Origin of the sequence: Providencia sp. PROV208, assembly GCF_028479465.1 — a bacterium.
In the GTDB taxonomy this organism is placed as follows: domain Bacteria; phylum Pseudomonadota; class Gammaproteobacteria; order Enterobacterales; family Enterobacteriaceae; genus Providencia; species Providencia alcalifaciens.
Genome location: NZ_JAMPNS010000006.1, coordinates 223,732 through 243,759 on the forward strand (window position 1 = coordinate 223,732; position 20,028 = coordinate 243,759).

Genomic DNA, 20,028 nt, shown 5'->3' on the forward strand with positions numbered 1-20,028 from the left:
GGGCAGCACACGCCTGCCCCTCGCTATTAAGGTGAGAAACATATGGGTTTTAAATGCGGTATCGTTGGTCTGCCTAACGTGGGTAAATCCACTCTGTTTAATGCATTGACCAAAGCCGGCATCGAAGCAGCCAACTTCCCTTTCTGTACGATTGAACCAAACACGGGTGTTGTGCCAATGCCAGACCCACGTCTTGATCAATTAGCTGAGATCGTGAAGCCTCAGCGCATTCTACCAACCACGATGGAATTCGTTGACATCGCTGGCTTAGTAAAAGGCGCATCAAAAGGTGAAGGTCTTGGTAACCAATTCCTGACTAACATCCGTGAAACCGAAGCGATTGGTCACGTTGTTCGCTGTTTCGAAAATGACAATATCATCCACGTTGCGGGTCAAGTTGACCCTGCGGCGGATATCGAAGTTATCAATACTGAATTAGCACTATCTGACTTAGACACTTGTGAGCGTGCTATTCACCGCGTACAAAAGCGCGCAAAAGGCGGCGATAAAGACGCAAAAGCGGAATTAGAAGCACTGGAAAAATGCCTGCCACACTTAGAACAAGCGGGTATGCTGCGTTCACTGGATTTAACGGCTGAAGACAAAGCCGCTATCCGTTATTTAAGCTTCTTAACGCTGAAGCCAACCATGTACATTGCCAACGTCAATGAAGATGGTTTTGAAAATAACCCTTACTTAGACAAAGTTTACGAAATCGCGAAAGCTGAAGGTTCTGTTGTTGTTCCTGTTTGTGCCGCTATCGAATCCGATATCGCCGAGCTGGACGATGAAGAGCGTGATGAATTCATGGCAGATTTAGGCATTGAAGAGCCAGGTTTGAACCGTGTGATCCGTGCGGGTTATGAGTTATTAAACCTGCAAACTTACTTCACCGCTGGGGTGAAAGAAGTGCGTGCATGGACTATCCCTGTTGGCGCAACAGCTCCACAAGCGGCAGGTAAAATCCACACTGACTTCGAAAAAGGCTTTATCCGCGCACAAACTATCGCATTTGAAGATTTCATCAAATACCGTGGTGAGCAAGGTGCAAAAGAAGCGGGTAAAATGCGCGCGGAAGGCAAAGATTACATCGTCAAAGATGGTGATGTGTTGAATTTCTTGTTTAATGTGTAAACTTACACTTTAATTTCACACCGTTTCATCTCTTAATAAAACAGCATAAAATTCATGAGATTAACTTGGTTTTATGCTGTTTATCGTCTCTCAGACGATTCATGAAAACCTACAACTGAATGAATATATAACTGAGTACCGCTTATTTATCTTCGTTGAAATCCACCATCATCGTCTTCATAGATAGCGCCAAGACGGAATTGAGCACCTACATTCTCCTGCTTACCTGATTTATGAAACCACTCAATGACCAATCGTCCGCTGTTTTAAAATCTTTGGGAGCACCGTTACCAAAGTCATAATCGGACCCGATTATAATTTGAGCACCCGCGTCACCACGACTTGCCGTTGCGAAGTTTTAATTTTTAATCCATGCAATATCAGAGTAATTCATATAGCACAAGTAGCTGATTTGAATTGTAAATACAATATACTTACTTGTAGTAATTAAACAATAATAGGCGCCAGTAATAAAAAGTTGGATATTTTATACATCAATATCCAACTCATTTTAAGAAAATAGAAAGTAAGGTATTACACTCTACCTATATCTTTTAAACGATTTCCTTCCATTAATTTTCTTTCTATTTGTTCAAGCGCCACATTTTTAGTCTCAGGCACATAATATAATGTAATGACAATAAATATAATATTAAGTATTGAATAAATCCAAAATGTATTTGTATCTCCTAACAATGATAGCAATGTTAAGAATGTCGCACTCACTAACATATTAGCCACCCAGTTCGCAGTCGTTGAACATGTTATTCCAAAATCTCTGCCTTTTAATGGCTGAATTTCAGAGCAAAGAACCCATATGATAGGACCCGCGCTAACCGCAAAACCGATGATAAATAATAATAATAACGATACACTAATATATTGTAAAAATAGAGTATGTGTTTGATAAGACAGTATATGAGCAAGTAATGCTATACTGATAGCCATAACAGAAAACCCAGCTAATAATAGTTTTTTCCTACCAAAACGGTCAACTATTGCTATAGCAAATAATGTCGCAATTACATTAACAATACCGACTAAAACGGTTCCATACATTTGCTGAGAAGTAGAAGCAAATCCAGCTAAAGAAAATATTTTAGGCGCATAATACATAATTACATTTATGCCGGTAAGTTGTTGCATAAATTGTAATGAAATACCTAAAAATACACTTCTTCGAAAATTTCTATTATCTCTAAATAAATTAAATCCCGATTGTTTCACTTTTAAGCTATTGAGAATATCACCAAGTTCTTGTTCTACTTCCTCTTTGGATTCACGCAATTTGAATAATATTTTTTTAGCTTCTTCAACTTTATTTTTGCTTGCTAACCAACGTGGACTTTCAGGTAAAAATGTAACACCAAAAAATAATAATACAGCTGGAATAGCCGTAATCCCTAACATCCAACGCCAAGCATGATCATAACTAAAACCCGTATCTGATATAAAAGCTAATAATATACCGATAGTAATCATTAGTTGGTACATAGAAATCATGCCACCCCTGATTTTCTTAGGGGCAATCTCAGATAAATAGGCAGGAGTTGTAAATGAAGATATACCAATCGCGAGGCCTAATATAACTCTAGAAAATATAAGAAAATAAGCATTTGGTGATAGTGAAGAACCTAAAGCTCCAATTATAAATAATACAGAGCTAATAATTAGACTTTTCCTTCTTCCATTACGAGATGAAAGCCACCCACTCATCAATGCACCCAATGCAGCACCTAACATCATAGAGCTAACAATAAATTCTTGTAATGTTGACGAGATTTCAAAATCTCGGCTAATAAATGGAAGCGCTCCTGAAATCACTCCGGTATCTAACCCAAAGAATAGTCCTGCAAGCGCAGCTAATAATCCAACAAAAAACACCATGACATTTATCGAATGTTTTGTTTTCATTATAAAATCATCCTGTTATTAATATATTTCATCGTTGATTTCACTAATTAAATCAATAATTACTTACAATTCGAATAAACCTTAATTTTATAAAATACAGTAAAAATATTTTCCTGTTATGTACATGTAAAATTAAAAATTCACAAAAAAATATATTTCATTGATTACCATAATTAATTGAACGCCAAGAATGATTTTTCTGCATTATTTTATTCTGAGAGTTAGGTCCTTCCGTTCCTGCCTGATAAAGGTCAGGTTCTCCATGACGCCACGATTTTATAATTGGCTCAATGACTCGCCATGCCCACTCAACCTCATCGAATCGTAAAAAGTTACTTTTCTCTCCCTTTAAAGCATCTAATATTAATTGCTCATAAGCAGATACTTCGTATTCTCCCGCATGAGTATAAGGTGCAGTGAGTTCTATATTATGTGTATTTAACTTCATCCCAGGTAACTTAGCTGTCACCTGCATATCTATTTGTAGATTAGGAAGTAATCTAAAAACCAGCCAATTATTGTCAACGCTGATATCGTCAGGCAGTGCTTCTGATGGACCTTTAAATTGAATTGCTATTTCTGCATAATTGCGAGCTAATCTCTTTCCACTACGTAAATAAAAAGGCACACCTCTCCAGCGCCAATTATCAATATCTATCCGTAATGCAGCGAAAGTTTCTGTATTACTATTGGCAGGAATCCCTATTTCATCGCGGTAAGAAATGGTGTCTTTATCATTTATTTTTCCAGCTGTATATTGTCCTCTTGCAGCCCAAGTATCTACATTTGTATCATTCACCAATCGAATTGATTTTAATATTTCAACTTTATGATCTCTAAGTATTTCACTATCCCAATGTCCTAATGGTTCAATTGCGGTCAATGTTAATAACTGCATTAAGTGATTTTGCAGCATATCCCTCATCGCACCTGCATGGTCATAGTAAACGGATCTATTTTCAACCCCCAGAGTTTCGGCATAGGTAATTTGTACTTGTTCAATATGTTCAGAACACCATATAGGCGCTAATACACGATTAGCGAAACGAAAAATCATCAGGTTGAGAGTGGCTTCTTTACCTAAAAAGTGGTCAATCCTATAGACTTGAGATTCATTCCAATAAGAATGAATTTGACTATGTAAAAACTGTGCCGAATCTAAATCAGTGCCAAATGGCTTTTCAATTAAAATACGCCGCCAATAACTTGAGGATTCTATTGATAGACCAGCTTCTCCAATTTTAACTGCGGCTTTAGCAAATAACGTAGGTGGTAGTGCTAAATAAAAAAGAGCTGAGCCATCAATTTTTTTACTTAAAGTAGCCAGATCTTTTACATCAAGTGAACCACTAATAAAGCTCAAACACTTGCTGAAACTAATCCATTTTTCATCATCAAAATCAAGAACAAACTCACTAAGCGCATCATGAACATGCTCAATAAAATCGTTATCATTCCATTGATCGCATGAGTATCCAATTATATTTAATTTAGAAATCAAACCTAACTGATGCAATCTAAATAACGAAGGCATTAAAAGTCTTTTGGTCAAATCACCGCTAGCACCTAGAATAACTAAAGATAATGGTTTCATTTTTCACCACCATTTAATGTATTTTTTTCTTGGTGACCACCAAAAGCATGACGCATTGCAGATTGTACTCTGTTTGAAAATGAATCGCTTTGCTGTGAAAAGAAACGAGAATATAATGCGGTCGTTAATACTGGTGTTGGTACACCCAAGTCAATCGCAGCAATAGATGTCCAACGCCCCTCGCCTGAGTCAGAAACTTTTCCGGTATAGTTATCTAAGTCTTCTGAGAAAAACATTTCTTGTGCAATCAAATCTAACAACCAAGAACTAATCACACTTCCTCTTCGCCAAAGCTCACTAATATCTTTTAATGGTAATTCATATTTATAATTCATCGGGGATTCAAGGGGGGCTGTTTCCGCATCCACATCTGTTTTATCTAATCCTTGGTTGGCATGTTTTAAAATACTAAACCCCTCTGCATATGCTGCCATTAATCCATATTCAATGCCATTATGGACCATTTTCACAAAATGCCCTGCGCCATTCTCTCCACAATATAAATATCCATTCTCTGCGGGTGATGGCTCATTTTCACGTCCTTGAGTCCTTTTAGCACCTGAAACTCCAGGCGCTAAAGCTTTGAATACGGGTTCAAGGAATTCATACTCGTTTTTGGATCCACCTATCATGAGACAATATCCTCGTTTCTCCCCCCAAACGCCACCGCTAACACCCACATCTAAATAATTTATACCGTCATTTTTTAATTCATTTGCTCTACGGATATCGTCAGTAAAATGAGAGTTCCCACCATCGATAATAGTGTCACCATTTTTTAAGTATGGTTTAAGTTCAGTAATAACCGTATCAACGATGCCTGCCGGAAGCATTAACCATATTTGTTTAGGTTCAGATAAACTTTCAATAAAATTATTTAAATTTGTTGTAAACTTTATTTTTTGGGGTATGTTCGCTTGAGCTTCAATATTCTTGTCATAAACTACACATGAAATACCAGAACAAGAAATACGTCTAACCATCGCAGCGCCCATTCTTCCTACACCGATAAAACCTATTTGTTTTTTCATATTCATCTTATTCATTCCACATTTTCATTCCACCAATAAATGCTTTATCATTACCACCTCTTCTAACATATTCAGGCAGATTATTAAGTCTTACTACGTTGCCGCCACCAAGAACAATATAATCTGGCATGAATACCTGATAGAAATCATCGGTAATATTTAAAACCTCATCTTCCCAATTTTTATTCCCATTTTTTTGTCGGTAAGCATCACAAGTAAAATATTCATAATTATGATCTAAATAATTAAGGTGTCCTAATTCTAGAGAGATAACTTCATTATTCACGACCAAGCTACTACCTAATCCTGTCCCCAATCCTAAAAAAAGCATTTTCCCGCCATCGTAGCTTCCTGTCGCTTGCATTGCGGCATCATTGATTATCTTAACAGGACAGTTAAATGCAGATTCCAAATCAAAGTTCACCCATCCATAACCTAGATTAGCAGGCTCTTTCATTATTCGATTTTCAATAATTGGTGATGGGAAACCAATGCTAACACCCGCGTAATGAGAAAAAGAAAGATTTTCATTTAATTCATGGATAAACTTTTGTGGTGTCATTGAAAGACCTGATTTTATTTTTATCACATTATTTAAATCAGAAGAATAAACCTTAATGAAAGTTCCACCTATATCAATAACTAAGATATTTCTTTTTTTAAAGAAATATTGAACATTCTGATTGGATGATACCATCAACAATCCCTCCATATTTCAATTTCAATTTCACATAAAAATTTCAAAATAAACATTTAAATAGACATGACCAGCCTAATAAATTTAAAATTTATTTACTAATATATTCAATAAATCCAATTTTAAATTGAGGACAATAAAAAATTAAGATTAGATCATCAAAAACATTTAATTTAATAATACAAATTTATCTATCGATTGAAAGAAGAAATACAAACCTGTTGATGAATCATTTAATATAATACACGACCACCACATCATAATAAGACTATTACAATAGTATAATGAGATTGAAAATTAATTACATTAATAGTCTCGACTTATGAAGTTAACAACTTAATATAAACATCAAAACAAAAAGTTATTTATGATATATTCCTCTATATAATGCATGTTTTTGAAAATAAAATTTTGAAGAAGTATTATTAAGAGTATGATAACAATTAATAATTTTATTAGCTTCGTAAAATTATACATATATAACGTATCTCTTCTAAAATACTAAAAAATGATTTTATTTTTCAATTTTATCATAAAAACAAAGAATTAGATCATCAAAAATCCGATTGCTTGAAGCATATCGAATAACTTCTAATTCACCTTCTCTGCTCAAGCCATCGTTAAACAATGACATCAATATTGTATGTCACTCGTTTTCTTTAATGGGTACTGGCTACGCTTGTCGTTTTCAACCTTAACAGTCTTTGTAGCGATAACGTTACCTGTGACTGCTTTAGCTATTTCAGAGACCGTCATGACTATTCTTAATATTCTGAACTTCGCTAATTTTACATTTCTCATTTCTGACTTTTTATGTTAATACCATCACAAAATAAAATATTTAAGCCATTAATAAATATAAAATACAAGTTGAACACCAAATATACAGATAATAACTCTAATGATGAGGGAGAAGTTAAACATTAACTTAGCCATGATGATGCGACATAATCCTTTGTAAATATATAACAAATTGATTACATTAAACTTTATGGGGTCGATAAAATGAAAATACCACTAATTACGTAAGCTTAAGTCAGCCACAAAACAGAATAGCAAGAGTTGGTCATCTCTTCAGTGGCCAATGGCAATAGATAACAACATGTTTTTTCATTCATGCTACGGTAATTTATTGGTATTACGGGTACTTGGTAAAATATCAGATGGGTAGACAATATGGGCAACTCATCGCCCATATTGTCTATGAGAGTATCAAATAAGCCTATTTACTTTTCTTCCAAATGACAAAATGAATAATGCCTAAGCCACCATGACCATAAATATAAATCTCAATTAAAATCGTAAGTGATTTATGAATACTCCTAGCCTCTAATGCAAGTGGAGACTGCTGTAACCATAGAATAAACCATGCAATGCCCGACAAAATAACAATTGATAAAGCACCTAGTCCTAACCCTTGAACTGTTGCGGCGAGTCCTTTAGGAGAGCTGTCTGGTAGCTTTTTAGCTAAAAGAGAATTTACATCTTCTTTGATTTGTTTAAAGTCGCCCCAGAGATAAGGATAAAAATACCTAAGGCCGCGTTGATTAAAGCACGATACAACTAAAAAGAATGTTAAGAAAAAAAGTACAAAACCGGAAACAATATGCACCCAAGTGAATAAATAAGTCACATCAAAAAAAGGAGGAACAACTGACTTTGTTCCAGTCATCCAATTACTCACTATGATTTGCAGTATCACCAAAAGTAAAATTAGCGCATGTAAAACTCTTATTTTTTTAGTTTGGTAAATCCCAAAAAAATCCCAAATTGATTTAAATATGCTCACAATGACTCTCCTTTTTTATAATTATTCGATCGGATATAGCTTTATAGCTTATAACCCATTTGTCATATAGACTGAAGCTCTAACCATAGAACACCTTATATCAAAAACCGCAGACACCCACTGGTTGATTATGACCTTCCTTTTGTGATGAACGCCCAACTATTAGGGTCACTTACATTCATGGGCTTTAATATTAATGGCTCCGGCTCGTTGCAAGCTCCCGCCCATTCTTATGAGCCACAATGTCCGCCATAATGGCTAACGCAATCTCGGGGGGTGTTTTACTGCCAATTGGGATACCGATAGGCGCATGGATCTGGTCTAGCATTTCAACCGTCAAGCCACCTGAATTTAATAACCGCTCACGACGCTTAGCGCTGGTTCGGGTTGATCCCATGGCGCCAATATAAAATGCAGAGGTATTAACCGCTTCCATCAAGGTTAAATCATCAATGCGCGGATCATGGGTCAACGACACGATGGCGGTATTGGCTGCGCTTGGATTCTCTTCTAAAAAACGAGCCGGAAATATTTTTTTAATCTCGACTTGTTCTGCAATTTGTCCCGCAAAACGCAATAACTCATCATCTCTATGCTCACAAATAATCACTTCAAAACCGAGCGTCACCGCAAAGTTCGCACAATACACTCCAACATTAGAAATCCCGGCAATAATCAGTTTTGGCGGTGCCATGATATAAAACTGAATATCATCACCGTTGCGCTCAATCTGAGTAGGATGTTGTGAGTTTGGAATCGTTGTAATCTCACTCATATTAGGTAACGTGAGTTTCTTGATAATTGCCGTATAGCCAAGTAATGCAGTTTGAATTTGTGTGAGATATTGGTAAGAACGTTCATTACAGGGTAAATACTCGATAAGAACATCTAAACTCCCTTCACACGGTAAATTCACTTTGGCTTCCACGCCCCCCTGACCATAGCGAACAACTTGGCTATTTTCTAAGTAGTGTCCTTGTTGAATACGTTGAAGAAAATCCTCCTCAATACATCCACCAGAGAGCGATCCCGTATAGCTCCCATCTCCCTTAGCGACTAACAGCGATCCTGGGCTTCGTGGTGAAGAGCCATAAGTATTTAGTACCGTACATAACCAAACTGGCTCCACCTTGATCCAGCGAATAGCTTGAGAGATAACAGAAACATCTTCACGTAGCATATTGAAATCCTATTCATTTTTATTCTTGATTTTTATGGGGAAGATAATCAAAGTCTTTAGTGACATTTTCATCGTTTATCTCTATTTCATAAACAAACTGATGTCGTAAGATTGATTTTGCACCATCATCTCCCACTAAATGAATTAAATTTTGCCGATATTTTTCTGATATACCGACGGGATGCCCCGGTATATTTTTATATACAGGGCGCACTAATGAGTAATTTTTTAATTCATCAGCAATTCGGATAAATATTTCACGGGGTATATAGGGCATATCCCCCAATTGAATTAGCCAGCCATGCCAATTAGGGGTATTTTGCACACCGACTGCAATAGACTCACCTAATCCGTAGCTGTTTAACACGGAAAATGGAATATTAAATTGTAAACAATTATTAATAACGCCATCATTATCAGCGCGAGTGACTACGTGAAGAGGCAACCCACTACTCATTGAATTTGAAAGTGTTTTTTCAAAAACCGTTTGTTTATCAAGCAAGTGGTTGAGTTTACTTCCACGTCCTCCAGTGCTTTGGAAACGCTCACTTTTTCCTGCTGCTAATATTAATATGCCTATATTCATGGTTTACATTATACATAGTTATATTTATTGTTTATATTATAAATAATATATAAGAATGATCACTACAATTATTAGTTGTGACGGTCGCCAATTCTAATCACATTTAGATGAATTATTTTTGGATATATAAAAATTTACATTACGACACTGGCAATAAAATAAAAAATAATAAATTGAAGCAATGAAAAATAAGTGTAAGGGTATATTATGAGCAATAATCATGTCGGACTATCCCGCAGACACTTTCTTAAATGTGCTGTCGTTGCTGGGATCTCTTGTTATATCGCCCCTTTGTATAGCCGAGCTTTTGATGTGCTATTCGAGGAAAAAATTCTCCAAGCCCCAGATTGGAATCCCGTCGATAAAAAAATTAAATTTCGTATCGATGGCTATGCCAAAGTCCAAGGCGAAAAAGTCTTTGCTAGAGATATTCGAGCGCGAGATATCCCACATTGGCCTAAACAACAAGGTCATGCCTTTCTTCTGCGCGTCACCGAGGCCGATAAAATTTACGAAGGTTTTAATCTCGAGCGACTCAATGATGGCTTAATGCCTGATCGAATTGTCACCGCTAGCGATTTAGAAAAAGATGGGGTCGCCTTTCCTGAATTTTATGGAGAAGATTTACTTCTACCAACGGGAAAAACCCCCGCTTATTTAGGACAAGCCGTCGCGTTACTGATTTACCATGATTTTGCCAAGTTTAGCTTTGCGAAAGAAACGCTTAAATTCCACGATGACGTCATTCAATATGGCGCGTATACCGGTCCATTACAACGTGACCCATGGGGAAGTTACCGAGGCGTTCGTATTGGCGGTGAAAATCCATTCTCCCCTGATGTCTATTCCAGCATGAAGGATATGCCGATTTCCCCGATTGGCATGAAAAAACATCTACCAATCTGGCCTGAAGGACGTGAAGGTGGGAAGCTGGATGAGGAAGGTATGTATTATGCCGATGAGCTGGCAAAACAACTGGAAAATCCCCCTGAAGACTGGCTGATTATCAAGCGTAAATACTTTTCACAGTCCATCGACACTTGTGCACTGGAACCAGATAACGCCAATGGCTGGTACGATGCTAGCACACAATCCTTTCATTTAGTGATCCCGACACAATCACCTCAAGAAGTGGCGGCATCACTCCCTGAAATGCTGGCAAAAACCAAATTCCCGATTAAGCAAATTTTCTTACACCCTTGCTTTACCGTAGGTTATGGCTCAAAAGACCACACTCCGTTCCCATATTATGGTGCAATGGCAACCCTTTATGGTGATGGAGTTCCTATTCGCTTAGCTAATGATCGCTATGAACAGTTTCAATCCACCATCAAACGCCACGCGTTCGATATGGACTATACCCTTGCCGTCAATAAGAAAACCCATAAAATTGAAGCACTTTCCGCCTCATTTATTGGGGATGGTGGTGGGCGATGTAACTTTACCCCGTCTGTCGTAATGGTTGGCGCGACAGGCGCTCAAGCAATTTACTATATCCCTCGCAGTGATTTATCAGCTGTCGGTATCGCCTCTCGTGCCGTTGATGCAGGTTCGGCCCGTGGCTATGGTACCTTACAAGCCATGGCAGCGACCGATATGCTAATGGAAGAAGCAGCCAAATTATTGAATGCCGATCCTATCGAATTTCGCCTGAAAAATATTATCCAATCAGGAATGAAAAATACCCAAGGTGCCATCCCCGGTGGTGCTATTCGAGCCGATGAAGTTCTCACCCGTTGCGCTGAACACCCGATGTGGAAAGAAAGAGCAAAACGGAAAACCGATTTTGAAGCCAAAAATGCAGGTAAACTGTTTGGTACTGGCATTTCCTGTGTGCAAAAAGACTTCGGCACAGGCGCTGAATCCTCATTTGCACGCGTTGAGCTCACCCCTGAAGGTAAAATCGCGATTTATCATAGTGGTGCAGAGATTGGTACGGGAATGTCGACATCCCAAGCGGTGGTATGTGCTAAATGGTTAGGTAAACCGGCCGAAGAAGCGCATTTCTCAGTGGTGGATTGGTCCGTGCTCCCAATGATTTCGACGGGTAATCCATTTGCCATGGCACAGGATGAGCAAGACCGTCTTGCAGCGAACCCGCTCTGGACACCAAATTACTGTTCTCCTGCAAGTGCCAGTAACTCTGCTTATTACTTTACCCACAGTACAGAAGAAGCAGCTCGATTAGTTTTCGAATATGGTCTTTGGCCTGCTGCAATGTCCATTTGGCAAGAAGGGATTGGTGGAGGACAAGCTGCGCCATTAGTCGTCCGCCGTGAAGATGCTCGCTGGGTCGCCAATGGCCTCACAGCCGATGGGCTCGAAGTCCTGAGTTTACAACGCCTCATTGATCGTACGTTTGAAATGGGCGGTCTAACAGGTGCGGTTTGCCATGTCTTTAACCGCTGGGAATGGGCTGAAGCTGATTTCGAAATCAATCATGAAACTCGCCGCCTTCCTGTGGATGGTCTTTCTCTGCGTTTTGCCAACAAAGATTATCAAGTTTGGAAACGCCAAAAAGCCTATTATCCTGATACACAGCGAAATAATGCAGGTGTGACCTATTACAGCGCAGTGGCTACCATCTCTGAACTCGCCATTGATAAAGCAACTGGTCATGTTGAATTGCTCGACCATCATACCGTTGTCGAGTGTGGTAATTTAATCGTTCCACAACTCGTTTCAGGACAAATTCAAGGTGGATTGGCGATGGGGATTGGTCATGCCCTCCATGAATATTTACCTCTCTATGAAGATGGACCGGGGAACGGAACTTGGAACTTTAACCGTTACCGTTTACCACTTGCGAGTGACGTTGCAGTTTGGAAACAAACTAGCGAGGTTCTGCCTGGGTTATCCGAAACCGATCCACCGAAAGGGGTTGCTGAAGTTGTTATGATCCCGGTCGTTTCTTCTATCGTTAATGCTATTGCTGATGCAACAGGTCACCATTTCTTAAGTTTGCCTGTTCGCCCTAAAGACATTCTAGAGGTATTATCATGAGCCTAAATTATCTGCCACTCACCATCAACATTAACGGTCAAAAATATGGACCGATGGATGTGCCTGAAGGTCTTATGATGATTGATTTTCTTCATGAGTATGTTGATCTTACCGGTTCTCGCCTTGGCTGCGGTCAAGGTATCTGCCACGCTTGTGTGGTGATTTTAGATAACCCATCAGGCACCAGTGAAGAAGTACGTACTTGCATTACAGGCGCGCACTTCTTTAACAATAAAAGTATTCGCACCGTTGAGGGTGCTGCAACGAAAGAAGAAAATGGGGAAGTTAAGTTATCCCCTGTTCAACAAGCGTTTGTCGACCACTTTAGTTTCCAATGTGGTTACTGCACCCCTGGTTTTGTGAATGCTGCAACGATTTTTGTTGAAGAATTGCAACGTAATCCTATTGCCGAAGAAGACTTAGAAGAAGCCATCAAAACCGCCCTGAATAACCACATTTGCCGCTGTACTGGCTATGTCCGTTATTATGAAGCCGTGCGTGATGTCGTCATGAGTACCCCAGGACTAATCAAGGAGGCGATAAAATGATCAAACGTATTATTTTATGGCTGATAGCGATAGCTATTGTGGTCTTGGCGGTTCTTTATTGGTATGAAAGCCGCAAACCTGATGGCCCAGTACAAAAAGTCACCGCCAGCGCGGAAGAAATTGAGCGTGGTCGCTACCTCACACTAGCAGGTGATTGTGCCGCCTGTCATACCAGTGCGAATGGTGCGCCACTAGCTGGCGGTTTTCCTCTTGATACCCCATTCGGTACCATTTATAGCAGCAACTTAACACCTTCTGCCGATTATGGTATTGGCCGTTGGACGAAAGACGAATTTCACAAAGCCCTCACAGAGGGAATTTCGCCGCCAAGTAAAAATCTTTACCCAGCGATGCCATATACCTCATATAAAGGCATCAGTCGCAGTGATTCTGATGCGATCTATAGCTATTTAATGAGCCGCCCTGCGGTCGATGTCGCACCACCTGAAAATTCACTTCCTTTCCCACTGAACCAACGGATGGCGATGATTGGTTGGAATCTATTATTTTTCAATGACACACCGTTACCGAATAGCTCACAAGGTAGCTCCCCTGAATGGGTGCGCGGAAAATATTTGGTTAATGTGTTAGAACACTGCGCTGAGTGCCATACCCCAAGGGGCGTCTTCGGTGAAATGGAGTTAGATAAGTACATGAAAGGTGGCTCACTGGGTCGTTTTACAGCCCCAGACATTACACCTGAAGCCCTTGCAGCACGTGGCTGGACAAAAGAGGATCTGCAACAATTCTTCATGACAGGACTTGCGCCGCAAGGTTCCGCTTACAGCGATATGCACCCTGTTATTTATCTCAGCTCTCAACATCTCACTCCGGAAGATAACAAAGCTATCGCCACATACCTGATGGGTGATAATCCACCAGCCACATTACCGCTCAAAATGGGTGAAGGCAATCCACAAGGAAAACAGGTTTATCTTGAAAGCTGTTCAGGGTGTCACTCTTATGATGGTGAAGGTAAGCCAAATGTTGCGGTCGCAATGAAAGGGAACTCAACGTTGCGTGATGTGGATAGCACCAATCTCATCAATGCTGTTTTAGATGGTTTGCCGGAACAAGCGTTCCCAAATAACCAAAACATGCAAAGTATGCCGGGTTTTGCTGACAAGCTTAATGACCAACAAATTGCGGATTTGGTCAACTTCCTCCGAGTTCAATGGGGTGGTCAAGCCGCAGATGTTACCCCTGAGCAAATTAAAGCGCTGCGTAAATAACGTATACTGTACTTCATAAAGGCTTACCGCGAGTATTAGGTAAGCCTTTATTTTATCGAACTCTTTCATTTTCAGCTTTATTTCACTTTACTCTTTCCTCAGCTTTATTTCTGGATTCAAAAACCAATGAATGATCCGGTTTTTGGCAAGAAATAATGCTAACGCAATCGTAAAAAGAGCCAATAAAATTAAGAGCGGCAGACTAGCGTCAATCTCGAGTGAGCCTAAACCCGCCAATAACACAAAACAGATGATCGGGTGAATCAAATAAACCCCTAATGCATTATTCGCTATTTTCACAAAACGTTCAGTCGATAATGAAAGGCAAATAATCGCTATCGAGATCAACACCCCTATTAGAAAGGCAAAAACATACAGACAAAAATGATGAATGAATAGATGACTACCGAAGACGTTTATTAATCCTGATTCGATTTCCACTTGAAAATAAAGATAAATCGTCACCAGCATAATCACGCTTGATACGATAGAAAATGCATGTTGCCTCAACCAAAGGACTTTTTTATCATCACAAAAGTAAGCCATAACAAAGAATGGAAAATACCAAATTATAGATGAAAAACCTGTTATATCAGATAAATAGATTTTCGAAACATATGCAATACCAAGAGACAGCAGCAAAATAAGAAACACGCCCCTCGCCTTGTTCTTGATAAAGGGAGGCAGTAATAGAAAAATGGCTTGCCATATTGGGACGGCTAAAAAGAACCAAACACCGTTTTGAGGAAACAGCAAATACTCTTCGACGCTTAATCTATTCGTGAAATAAAGTGGGATCGCATCTATCGATTGGAAAGTCACATAGATAATCAACGGTGGGATTAAATGTGCACGCCAATCCTGCCATGAAATTCCTCTGCTTGTATATGCCGCAATAAAAACAAACATAGGAATTAACACTAAATCAAATAAGTTGATTAATATTGAATAATCAGATTTCACACTTGGTACAATATTTAAATAAAAATTAAAAACAATCAAAGAACTCAATATTAATTTTAATGTTTGCCAATTAGGTAAATGCTGATTTTTTACCTGTATGGTCAGAGCGTTATCACTCATGTTTTTCCCTGTATTGCCCTTATTTGATTAACATCCGCGCGCGTTTAAAATCGTCCCCCTAATTTAACAAACACCATCGTAATAATCTAACCCTAGCCGAAAATCTGAAAAAATTTTCGCCATTGACTTTCGCACTCGTACATTTGATCTAGTATTGATAGCAAACCCTACTTAACCAATATAGGCATTTTCAATGCACCCTACTGTCAAAAACGCCGAAGATATGCCTTTAGCCTTTGAATCTGCGTGGAATAATCACGATATGAATGTCTTTGGTCAGCTATTTCACCCTGAGGCTACCTTTGTGAACCGATTTGGACACTATGTAAAAGGTATCAACGAAATCATCGAGTTGCATATTCCCCTTCACAAAACTATCTATTCTGATTCCATCATGAAAAATGAGCTTATCGATATTATCCCATTAGATGAAAGTCATATAATCACCCATTTTTGGAGCCGTCTAGCTGCAGGTGAGGCACACCCTATCGGACCACATAAAATTGATACCTTAATTATGGCGGTATTAGCTAAGCAAGATGAAACATGGCAAATCCGCGCTTTGGAAAACGTGACCTTGGTAAATCCCAGAACAGGACATATCAAACTAAGAGATGTGGAATAGTCTGCTTTTTCACCCTTAATACATTTAGCTTAATTTTAAATGCTAAAATGACCATTGAGCATATGAATAAGATGCCGATAACATAACACATTGATGACTCTTTAATTGGTAGGGACCCCATGAAACTTCGCCGTACATTTATAGCTATAGTATTACCGATATTAATGTCTGCCCCCGTATTGGCAGATTCACATACAGTGACTGTATTTCAATGCGTTAACAAGAATGACCGTCAAGTCAAAGTGACATTGATTAATGGTCAGTATCAGTATCAATTTGGAAAATTAAATCAGCAACCGGACATTGAAATTACCCGAAGTCCTAAACAGCTTACGCAGGGCTTTTTCCAAACCCGTTATGCAGATACTGATACTGGATATGCGGCTTCTCAAGAAATTGATTTTAAAAATGGGACTTATACCTATACCATTTTTACAAACCATTCAGGCTCTAAAATAGAATCAGGTGTTGAGGTGTATAACAAAGATAAAAGACTGACAAAGGTTGTTTGTGTGCCAAATACTGTTGTTGATAATATTTATGAGCACCTTTCAGAGATCCCTGAACGTCCTGAATAATCTTTTTGCAAGATAATGATTCCGTTAAGGGCATTCAGCACTGATCAGCAAACTGCTCAGTAATATTTATCGATATTATTGAGCAGTGTAAGAAGACAAATACGTTAAACTGTTCAGTCTATAATGGCAATGCATAGGTCACTTTGACCGTTTCCATTGGTACTTCGGTTTTTATACTCTGTACACTGCGAATTTGTGTCAGATAATCAGCATGGAAACGACGATAAGATGCCATATCCTCCGTCACAATACGGATTAACGCATCACATTCACCCGCCATGAGATGGCACTCCACCACCTCAGGCATCCCCTGAATATCCTCAACAAATTGATTGATTGTTTGTGCATCTTGCGTTTTGAACCAAATCCTCGCGAACAGTGATAATCCCGCACCAATTTTTGTGCCATCCAACACCGCAACATAGTGCTTAATCACGCCTGCGTCTTCAAGCAATTTAACGCGCCTTAAGCACGGGGATGGGGATAACCCAACTTCTTTCGCTAATTCAACATTTTGGATTTTTCCATCTCGTTGAAGTACCTGCAAAATATGCTTATCAATTGCATCTAACTTGATAGGCGATGAACTGCTGTGTTCCAGCTCATGCTTTTCAGATTGATGTGCGCCTGTACTCTTTGGCATGCGAACCTCTTTTGTTTTTATTTTTTGATATTAAATGTCAAATAAACATCCATGACAAGCAACAAAACAACCAAATTTCAAAGGAAAATAGCTATAATAACCAAACATTTTTCTCTTCATAAGAAAACAATAATAAATAGAGGTGTTTGGATGGAGCTACAAACGTTATTGCTGTTTAGTGCAACCGTAATCCCTCTGGTTTGCACACCGGGACCCGATATTTTATTTATCTCATCACAAGGATTATCTGACGGCATTTCTGCTGCGTGGAAAGCCAATTTGGGCATTATCCTAGGTTATGTTGCTCACGCTATTTTAGCGGCACTTGGGCTCGCCGCTATTGTTGCCGCATCCCCGTTCATTTTCCACACAATCAAATGGGTGGGCGTTGCGTATGTTGCTTATTTGGCCGTCCGTATGCTGCTATCCGCCCTAAAATCGAAAGCGCTCCAGCTTAACACAGTTTCCACAAAAGCAGTGATTGGCAAAGCCTTTCTTACAAGTTTTCTTAACCCTAAAGGGTTACTGGTGTACTTCGCGATTTTACCTAATTTTATCCATGTTTCTGAAAGCGTTGCAATACAATCTTTAATCTTATCAGCGACTTTTATCACATCGTGCATCATTATCTACGGTACAATTGGTATGGTATTCGCCTCCATGCATAGCAAGCACCAATACAATGACAAAAAGCGCCGGATTACAGAAGGTGTGTCAGGTGGCATGCTCACATTCGCCGCCATCGGACTTGCCAACAGTTAACTATGTCACATTTAGGGGCGGGTTCCCTTCCGTCCCCCATCTGCATCGCGGGTTATTTATGCCCCGTTAATCGATAACACAAACGCCCAAGAACCTTCATCGCCTGCTCTAATCGGTCATTCCATGTAAATGATGCATTTAATCGAAAAGCATGGTTAAACTGATCGCTGGTTGAAAACATACTCCCCGGCGCAATACTAATTCCTTCTTTCAGTGCTAACTGATAGAGCTGTAGAGCATTAAATGGTGGCTCAAACTCAAGCCACAGGAAATACCCGCCCTTTGGTGTATTCACCTTCACTGTCGGTGGCATGTATTTGGCAATTGCGCTCAACATCAAATGTTGGCGCTGCTCCATTGTTTGGCGTAATTTTCGCAAGTGGCTATCATATCCCCCTTGGGATAAATATTCGGCTATCGCTAGCTGTGTTGGCACACTCGCAGAGACTGTACTCATCATTTGTAGATGCTGAATTTTGGTCGCATGATGACCCGCAGCTACCCAGCCTACACGGTATCCCGGCGCTAAACATTTCGAAAATGATGAACAGTGAAAAAAGTTACCCTGTGAATCTAATGACTTAGCGGGAATAGGCTGCTGATTACCAAAATAAAGCTCGCCATAGACATCATCTTCGATCAACACAATTTTGTGGTTATTCAAGATATCGACCAGCCGTTTTTTATTGGCGGGAGGCATCGTTCCCCCTAACGGATTTTGGTAGTGGGTCATTAACCAACACGCTTTGATCGGATACTTATCGGCGATATTTTCCAAGGCATCGAGATCGATTCCAAATAACGGATCCGTTTTTATCGCAATCGCTTTGAGCTTTAAACGCTCAATAGCCTGCAATGAGCCATAAAATGCAGGTGACTCAATGACCACCCAATCACCCGGTTGGGTGACTGCTTGTAAACTAAGCACCAAGGATTCCATCGCTCCAGCGGTGATCACAATTTCATCGGGAGCCACGTGGATCCCTTGAGTTGCGTAACGCTGGGCAATATTTCGACGTAACTGTTCGTTACCCGGCGGTAAGTTCGTCGTCGTATTCGTTTTCGATAAACGTCGCGCCACTGACGCGAGAGATTTGGCTAATTTGGGGTCATCCAGTAAGGCGGGCTCAGGGAAAGCGGAACCAAAAGGGATAATATCGGGGTCTTTGCAAGCTTGTAAAACACCAAAAATCGATGCGTTTATCTCCACATTTTCGTTTAAATGGAGTCCTTTTCCCCCTTTTGCAGCCGCAAAGGCGTTATTACGATTTGCCACATAATAACCTGACTGCGGGCGCGCTGAGACCCACCCCTGACTCTCAAGTAACTGATAGGCTTGAACTACCGTCATTAAGCTTAGACCTGACTGCTTAACACTTTCCCTAAGTGAAGGCAGCCTGTCTCCAACCTGCCAAATATTATCTTCAATCTGTTGACGAATTTGTGCTGCTAGCTGTTCATATCTCGTCATTACCGCCTCACTGTTATAGGTGATTTGCCAAAAATTGTTACTATTATAGTTTATCGTCTCATGTTCTACTTATCCACACATTCACCTGACTTTTTTTAACTATAACCACAAAACATTTTTAGTTGGATTTATGAGTGTTAACAATCCAGCGAAATCAA

The 20,028-nt window shown here is 39.5% G+C and carries 17 protein-coding genes; 7 read left to right on the forward strand and 10 right to left on the reverse strand.

Features of this window, described 5'->3' with window-relative positions:
* Nucleotides 1-42: 42 nt before the first annotated feature.
* Nucleotides 43-1,134 (forward strand): redox-regulated ATPase YchF, encoded by a 1,092-nt coding sequence (gene ychF, locus PR766_RS05925; protein WP_006659996.1) that lies wholly within the window; start codon nt 43-45, stop codon nt 1,132-1,134.
* Nucleotides 1,135-1,668: 534 nt separating this feature from the next.
* Here ychF and PR766_RS05930 read toward each other — a convergent pair.
* The 7 genes from PR766_RS05930 to PR766_RS05960 all read right to left on the reverse strand — a co-directional run bounded on the left by PR766_RS05930 (nt 1,669) and on the right by PR766_RS05960 (nt 9,925).
* The gene (locus PR766_RS05930) at nt 1,669-3,048 is read right to left on the reverse strand and encodes a sugar porter family MFS transporter (protein WP_006661892.1); all 1,380 of its coding nucleotides are present in this window, start codon (nt 3,046-3,048) and stop codon (nt 1,669-1,671) included.
* A gap of 157 nt (nt 3,049-3,205) precedes the next feature.
* The gene (gene zwf, locus PR766_RS05935; RefSeq protein ID WP_006659998.1) at nt 3,206-4,642 is read right to left on the reverse strand and encodes a glucose-6-phosphate dehydrogenase; all 1,437 of its coding nucleotides are present in this window, start codon (nt 4,640-4,642) and stop codon (nt 3,206-3,208) included.
* Nucleotides 4,639-5,679: a phosphogluconate dehydrogenase (NAD(+)-dependent, decarboxylating) gene (gene gnd / locus PR766_RS05940; protein ID WP_224050988.1), complete on the reverse strand. Its 1,041-nt coding sequence runs from the start codon at nt 5,677-5,679 to the stop codon at nt 4,639-4,641. The genes zwf and gnd overlap by 4 nt, the downstream gene beginning before the upstream one ends.
* 1 nt (nt 5,680) lies before the next feature.
* A complete protein-coding gene (locus PR766_RS05945; protein ID WP_154636641.1) occupies nt 5,681-6,370 on the reverse strand; it encodes an ROK family protein in 690 nt (229 codons plus the stop codon).
* Nucleotides 6,371-7,592: 1,222 nt separating this feature from the next.
* Nucleotides 7,593-8,159, reverse strand: coding sequence for a cytochrome b/b6 domain-containing protein (locus PR766_RS05950; RefSeq protein WP_230086864.1), 567 nt, complete (start codon nt 8,157-8,159; stop codon nt 7,593-7,595).
* A 193-nt stretch (nt 8,160-8,352) separates the two neighbouring features.
* On the reverse strand, nt 8,353-9,339 hold the full coding sequence (locus tag PR766_RS05955; protein WP_154636642.1) for an XdhC family protein: 987 nt from the start codon (nt 9,337-9,339) through the stop codon (nt 8,353-8,355).
* 19 nt (nt 9,340-9,358) lie between these two features.
* Entirely contained in the window at nt 9,359-9,925 is a 567-nt protein-coding gene (locus PR766_RS05960) for a nucleotidyltransferase family protein (protein WP_006660005.1), read from the reverse strand.
* Between the two features lie 207 nt (nt 9,926-10,132).
* Here PR766_RS05960 and PR766_RS05965 point away from each other — a divergent pair, with 207 nt between their 5' ends.
* The 3 genes from PR766_RS05965 to PR766_RS05975 are packed head-to-tail and all read left to right on the forward strand — an operon-like array spanning nt 10,133 to nt 14,708.
* Entirely contained in the window at nt 10,133-12,928 is a 2,796-nt protein-coding gene (locus tag PR766_RS05965) for a xanthine dehydrogenase family protein molybdopterin-binding subunit (RefSeq protein WP_006661897.1), read from the forward strand.
* On the forward strand, nt 12,925-13,476 hold the full coding sequence (locus PR766_RS05970; protein WP_006660007.1) for a (2Fe-2S)-binding protein: 552 nt from the start codon (nt 12,925-12,927) through the stop codon (nt 13,474-13,476). Before PR766_RS05965 ends, PR766_RS05970 begins: the two co-directional genes overlap by 4 nt.
* On the forward strand, nt 13,473-14,708 hold the full coding sequence (locus PR766_RS05975; RefSeq protein ID WP_006660008.1) for a c-type cytochrome: 1,236 nt from the start codon (nt 13,473-13,475) through the stop codon (nt 14,706-14,708). Before PR766_RS05970 ends, PR766_RS05975 begins: the two co-directional genes overlap by 4 nt.
* Before the next feature lie 87 nt (nt 14,709-14,795).
* Here PR766_RS05975 and PR766_RS05980 read toward each other — a convergent pair whose 3' ends face one another.
* Nucleotides 14,796-15,791, reverse strand: a complete 996-nt coding sequence (locus PR766_RS05980) for an acyltransferase family protein (protein ID WP_006660009.1) — start codon at nt 15,789-15,791, stop codon at nt 14,796-14,798.
* A gap of 193 nt (nt 15,792-15,984) precedes the next feature.
* On the opposite strand from PR766_RS05980, the gene PR766_RS05985 reads away from it, so the two are divergent.
* On the forward strand, nt 15,985-16,416 hold the full coding sequence (locus PR766_RS05985; protein WP_006661899.1) for an SgcJ/EcaC family oxidoreductase: 432 nt from the start codon (nt 15,985-15,987) through the stop codon (nt 16,414-16,416).
* 119 nt (nt 16,417-16,535) lie between these two features.
* Nucleotides 16,536-16,994 carry a hypothetical protein gene (locus PR766_RS05990; RefSeq protein ID WP_006661900.1) on the forward strand — a complete coding sequence of 153 codons (459 nt, stop codon included), beginning with the start codon at nt 16,536-16,538 and terminating at the stop codon, nt 16,992-16,994.
* Nucleotides 16,995-17,112: 118 nt separating this feature from the next.
* Here the strand turns inward: PR766_RS05990 and PR766_RS05995 are convergent, their stop codons facing one another.
* Nucleotides 17,113-17,637 carry an Lrp/AsnC family transcriptional regulator gene (locus PR766_RS05995; RefSeq protein WP_006661901.1) on the reverse strand — a complete coding sequence of 175 codons (525 nt, stop codon included), beginning with the start codon at nt 17,635-17,637 and terminating at the stop codon, nt 17,113-17,115.
* A gap of 150 nt (nt 17,638-17,787) precedes the next feature.
* Here PR766_RS05995 and PR766_RS06000 point away from each other — a divergent pair, with 150 nt between their 5' ends.
* Nucleotides 17,788-18,399: a LysE family translocator gene (locus tag PR766_RS06000; RefSeq protein WP_154636643.1), complete on the forward strand. Its 612-nt coding sequence runs from the start codon at nt 17,788-17,790 to the stop codon at nt 18,397-18,399.
* Nucleotides 18,400-18,451: 52 nt separating this feature from the next.
* Here PR766_RS06000 and PR766_RS06005 read toward each other — a convergent pair whose 3' ends face one another.
* Nucleotides 18,452-19,870: an aminotransferase-like domain-containing protein gene (locus PR766_RS06005; RefSeq protein WP_006660014.1), complete on the reverse strand. Its 1,419-nt coding sequence runs from the start codon at nt 19,868-19,870 to the stop codon at nt 18,452-18,454.
* Between the last annotated feature and the right edge of the window lie 158 nt (nt 19,871-20,028).

Coding starts and splice junctions, on each gene's coding strand:
- PR766_RS05970 (WP_006660007.1), top strand. CDS start 12,925: ATGAGCCTAAATTATCTGCCACTCACCATCAACATTAACGGTCAAAAA.
- gnd (WP_224050988.1), bottom strand. CDS start 5,679: ATGAATATGAAAAAACAAATAGGTTTTATCGGTGTAGGAAGAATGGGC.
- PR766_RS06000 (WP_154636643.1), top strand. CDS start 17,788: ATGGAGCTACAAACGTTATTGCTGTTTAGTGCAACCGTAATCCCTCTG.
- PR766_RS05960 (WP_006660005.1), bottom strand. CDS start 9,925: ATGAATATAGGCATATTAATATTAGCAGCAGGAAAAAGTGAGCGTTTC.
- PR766_RS05990 (WP_006661900.1), top strand. CDS start 16,536: ATGAAACTTCGCCGTACATTTATAGCTATAGTATTACCGATATTAATG.
- PR766_RS05955 (WP_154636642.1), bottom strand. CDS start 9,339: ATGCTACGTGAAGATGTTTCTGTTATCTCTCAAGCTATTCGCTGGATC.
- PR766_RS05945 (WP_154636641.1), bottom strand. CDS start 6,370: ATGGTATCATCCAATCAGAATGTTCAATATTTCTTTAAAAAAAGAAAT.
- PR766_RS05995 (WP_006661901.1), bottom strand. CDS start 17,637: ATGCCAAAGAGTACAGGCGCACATCAATCTGAAAAGCATGAGCTGGAA.
- PR766_RS05975 (WP_006660008.1), top strand. CDS start 13,473: ATGATCAAACGTATTATTTTATGGCTGATAGCGATAGCTATTGTGGTC.
- ychF (WP_006659996.1), top strand. CDS start 43: ATGGGTTTTAAATGCGGTATCGTTGGTCTGCCTAACGTGGGTAAATCC.
- PR766_RS05930 (WP_006661892.1), bottom strand. CDS start 3,048: ATGAAAACAAAACATTCGATAAATGTCATGGTGTTTTTTGTTGGATTA.
- PR766_RS05985 (WP_006661899.1), top strand. CDS start 15,985: ATGCACCCTACTGTCAAAAACGCCGAAGATATGCCTTTAGCCTTTGAA.
- PR766_RS05965 (WP_006661897.1), top strand. CDS start 10,133: ATGAGCAATAATCATGTCGGACTATCCCGCAGACACTTTCTTAAATGT.
- PR766_RS05980 (WP_006660009.1), bottom strand. CDS start 15,791: ATGAGTGATAACGCTCTGACCATACAGGTAAAAAATCAGCATTTACCT.
- zwf (WP_006659998.1), bottom strand. CDS start 4,642: ATGAAACCATTATCTTTAGTTATTCTAGGTGCTAGCGGTGATTTGACC.
- PR766_RS06005 (WP_006660014.1), bottom strand. CDS start 19,870: ATGACGAGATATGAACAGCTAGCAGCACAAATTCGTCAACAGATTGAA.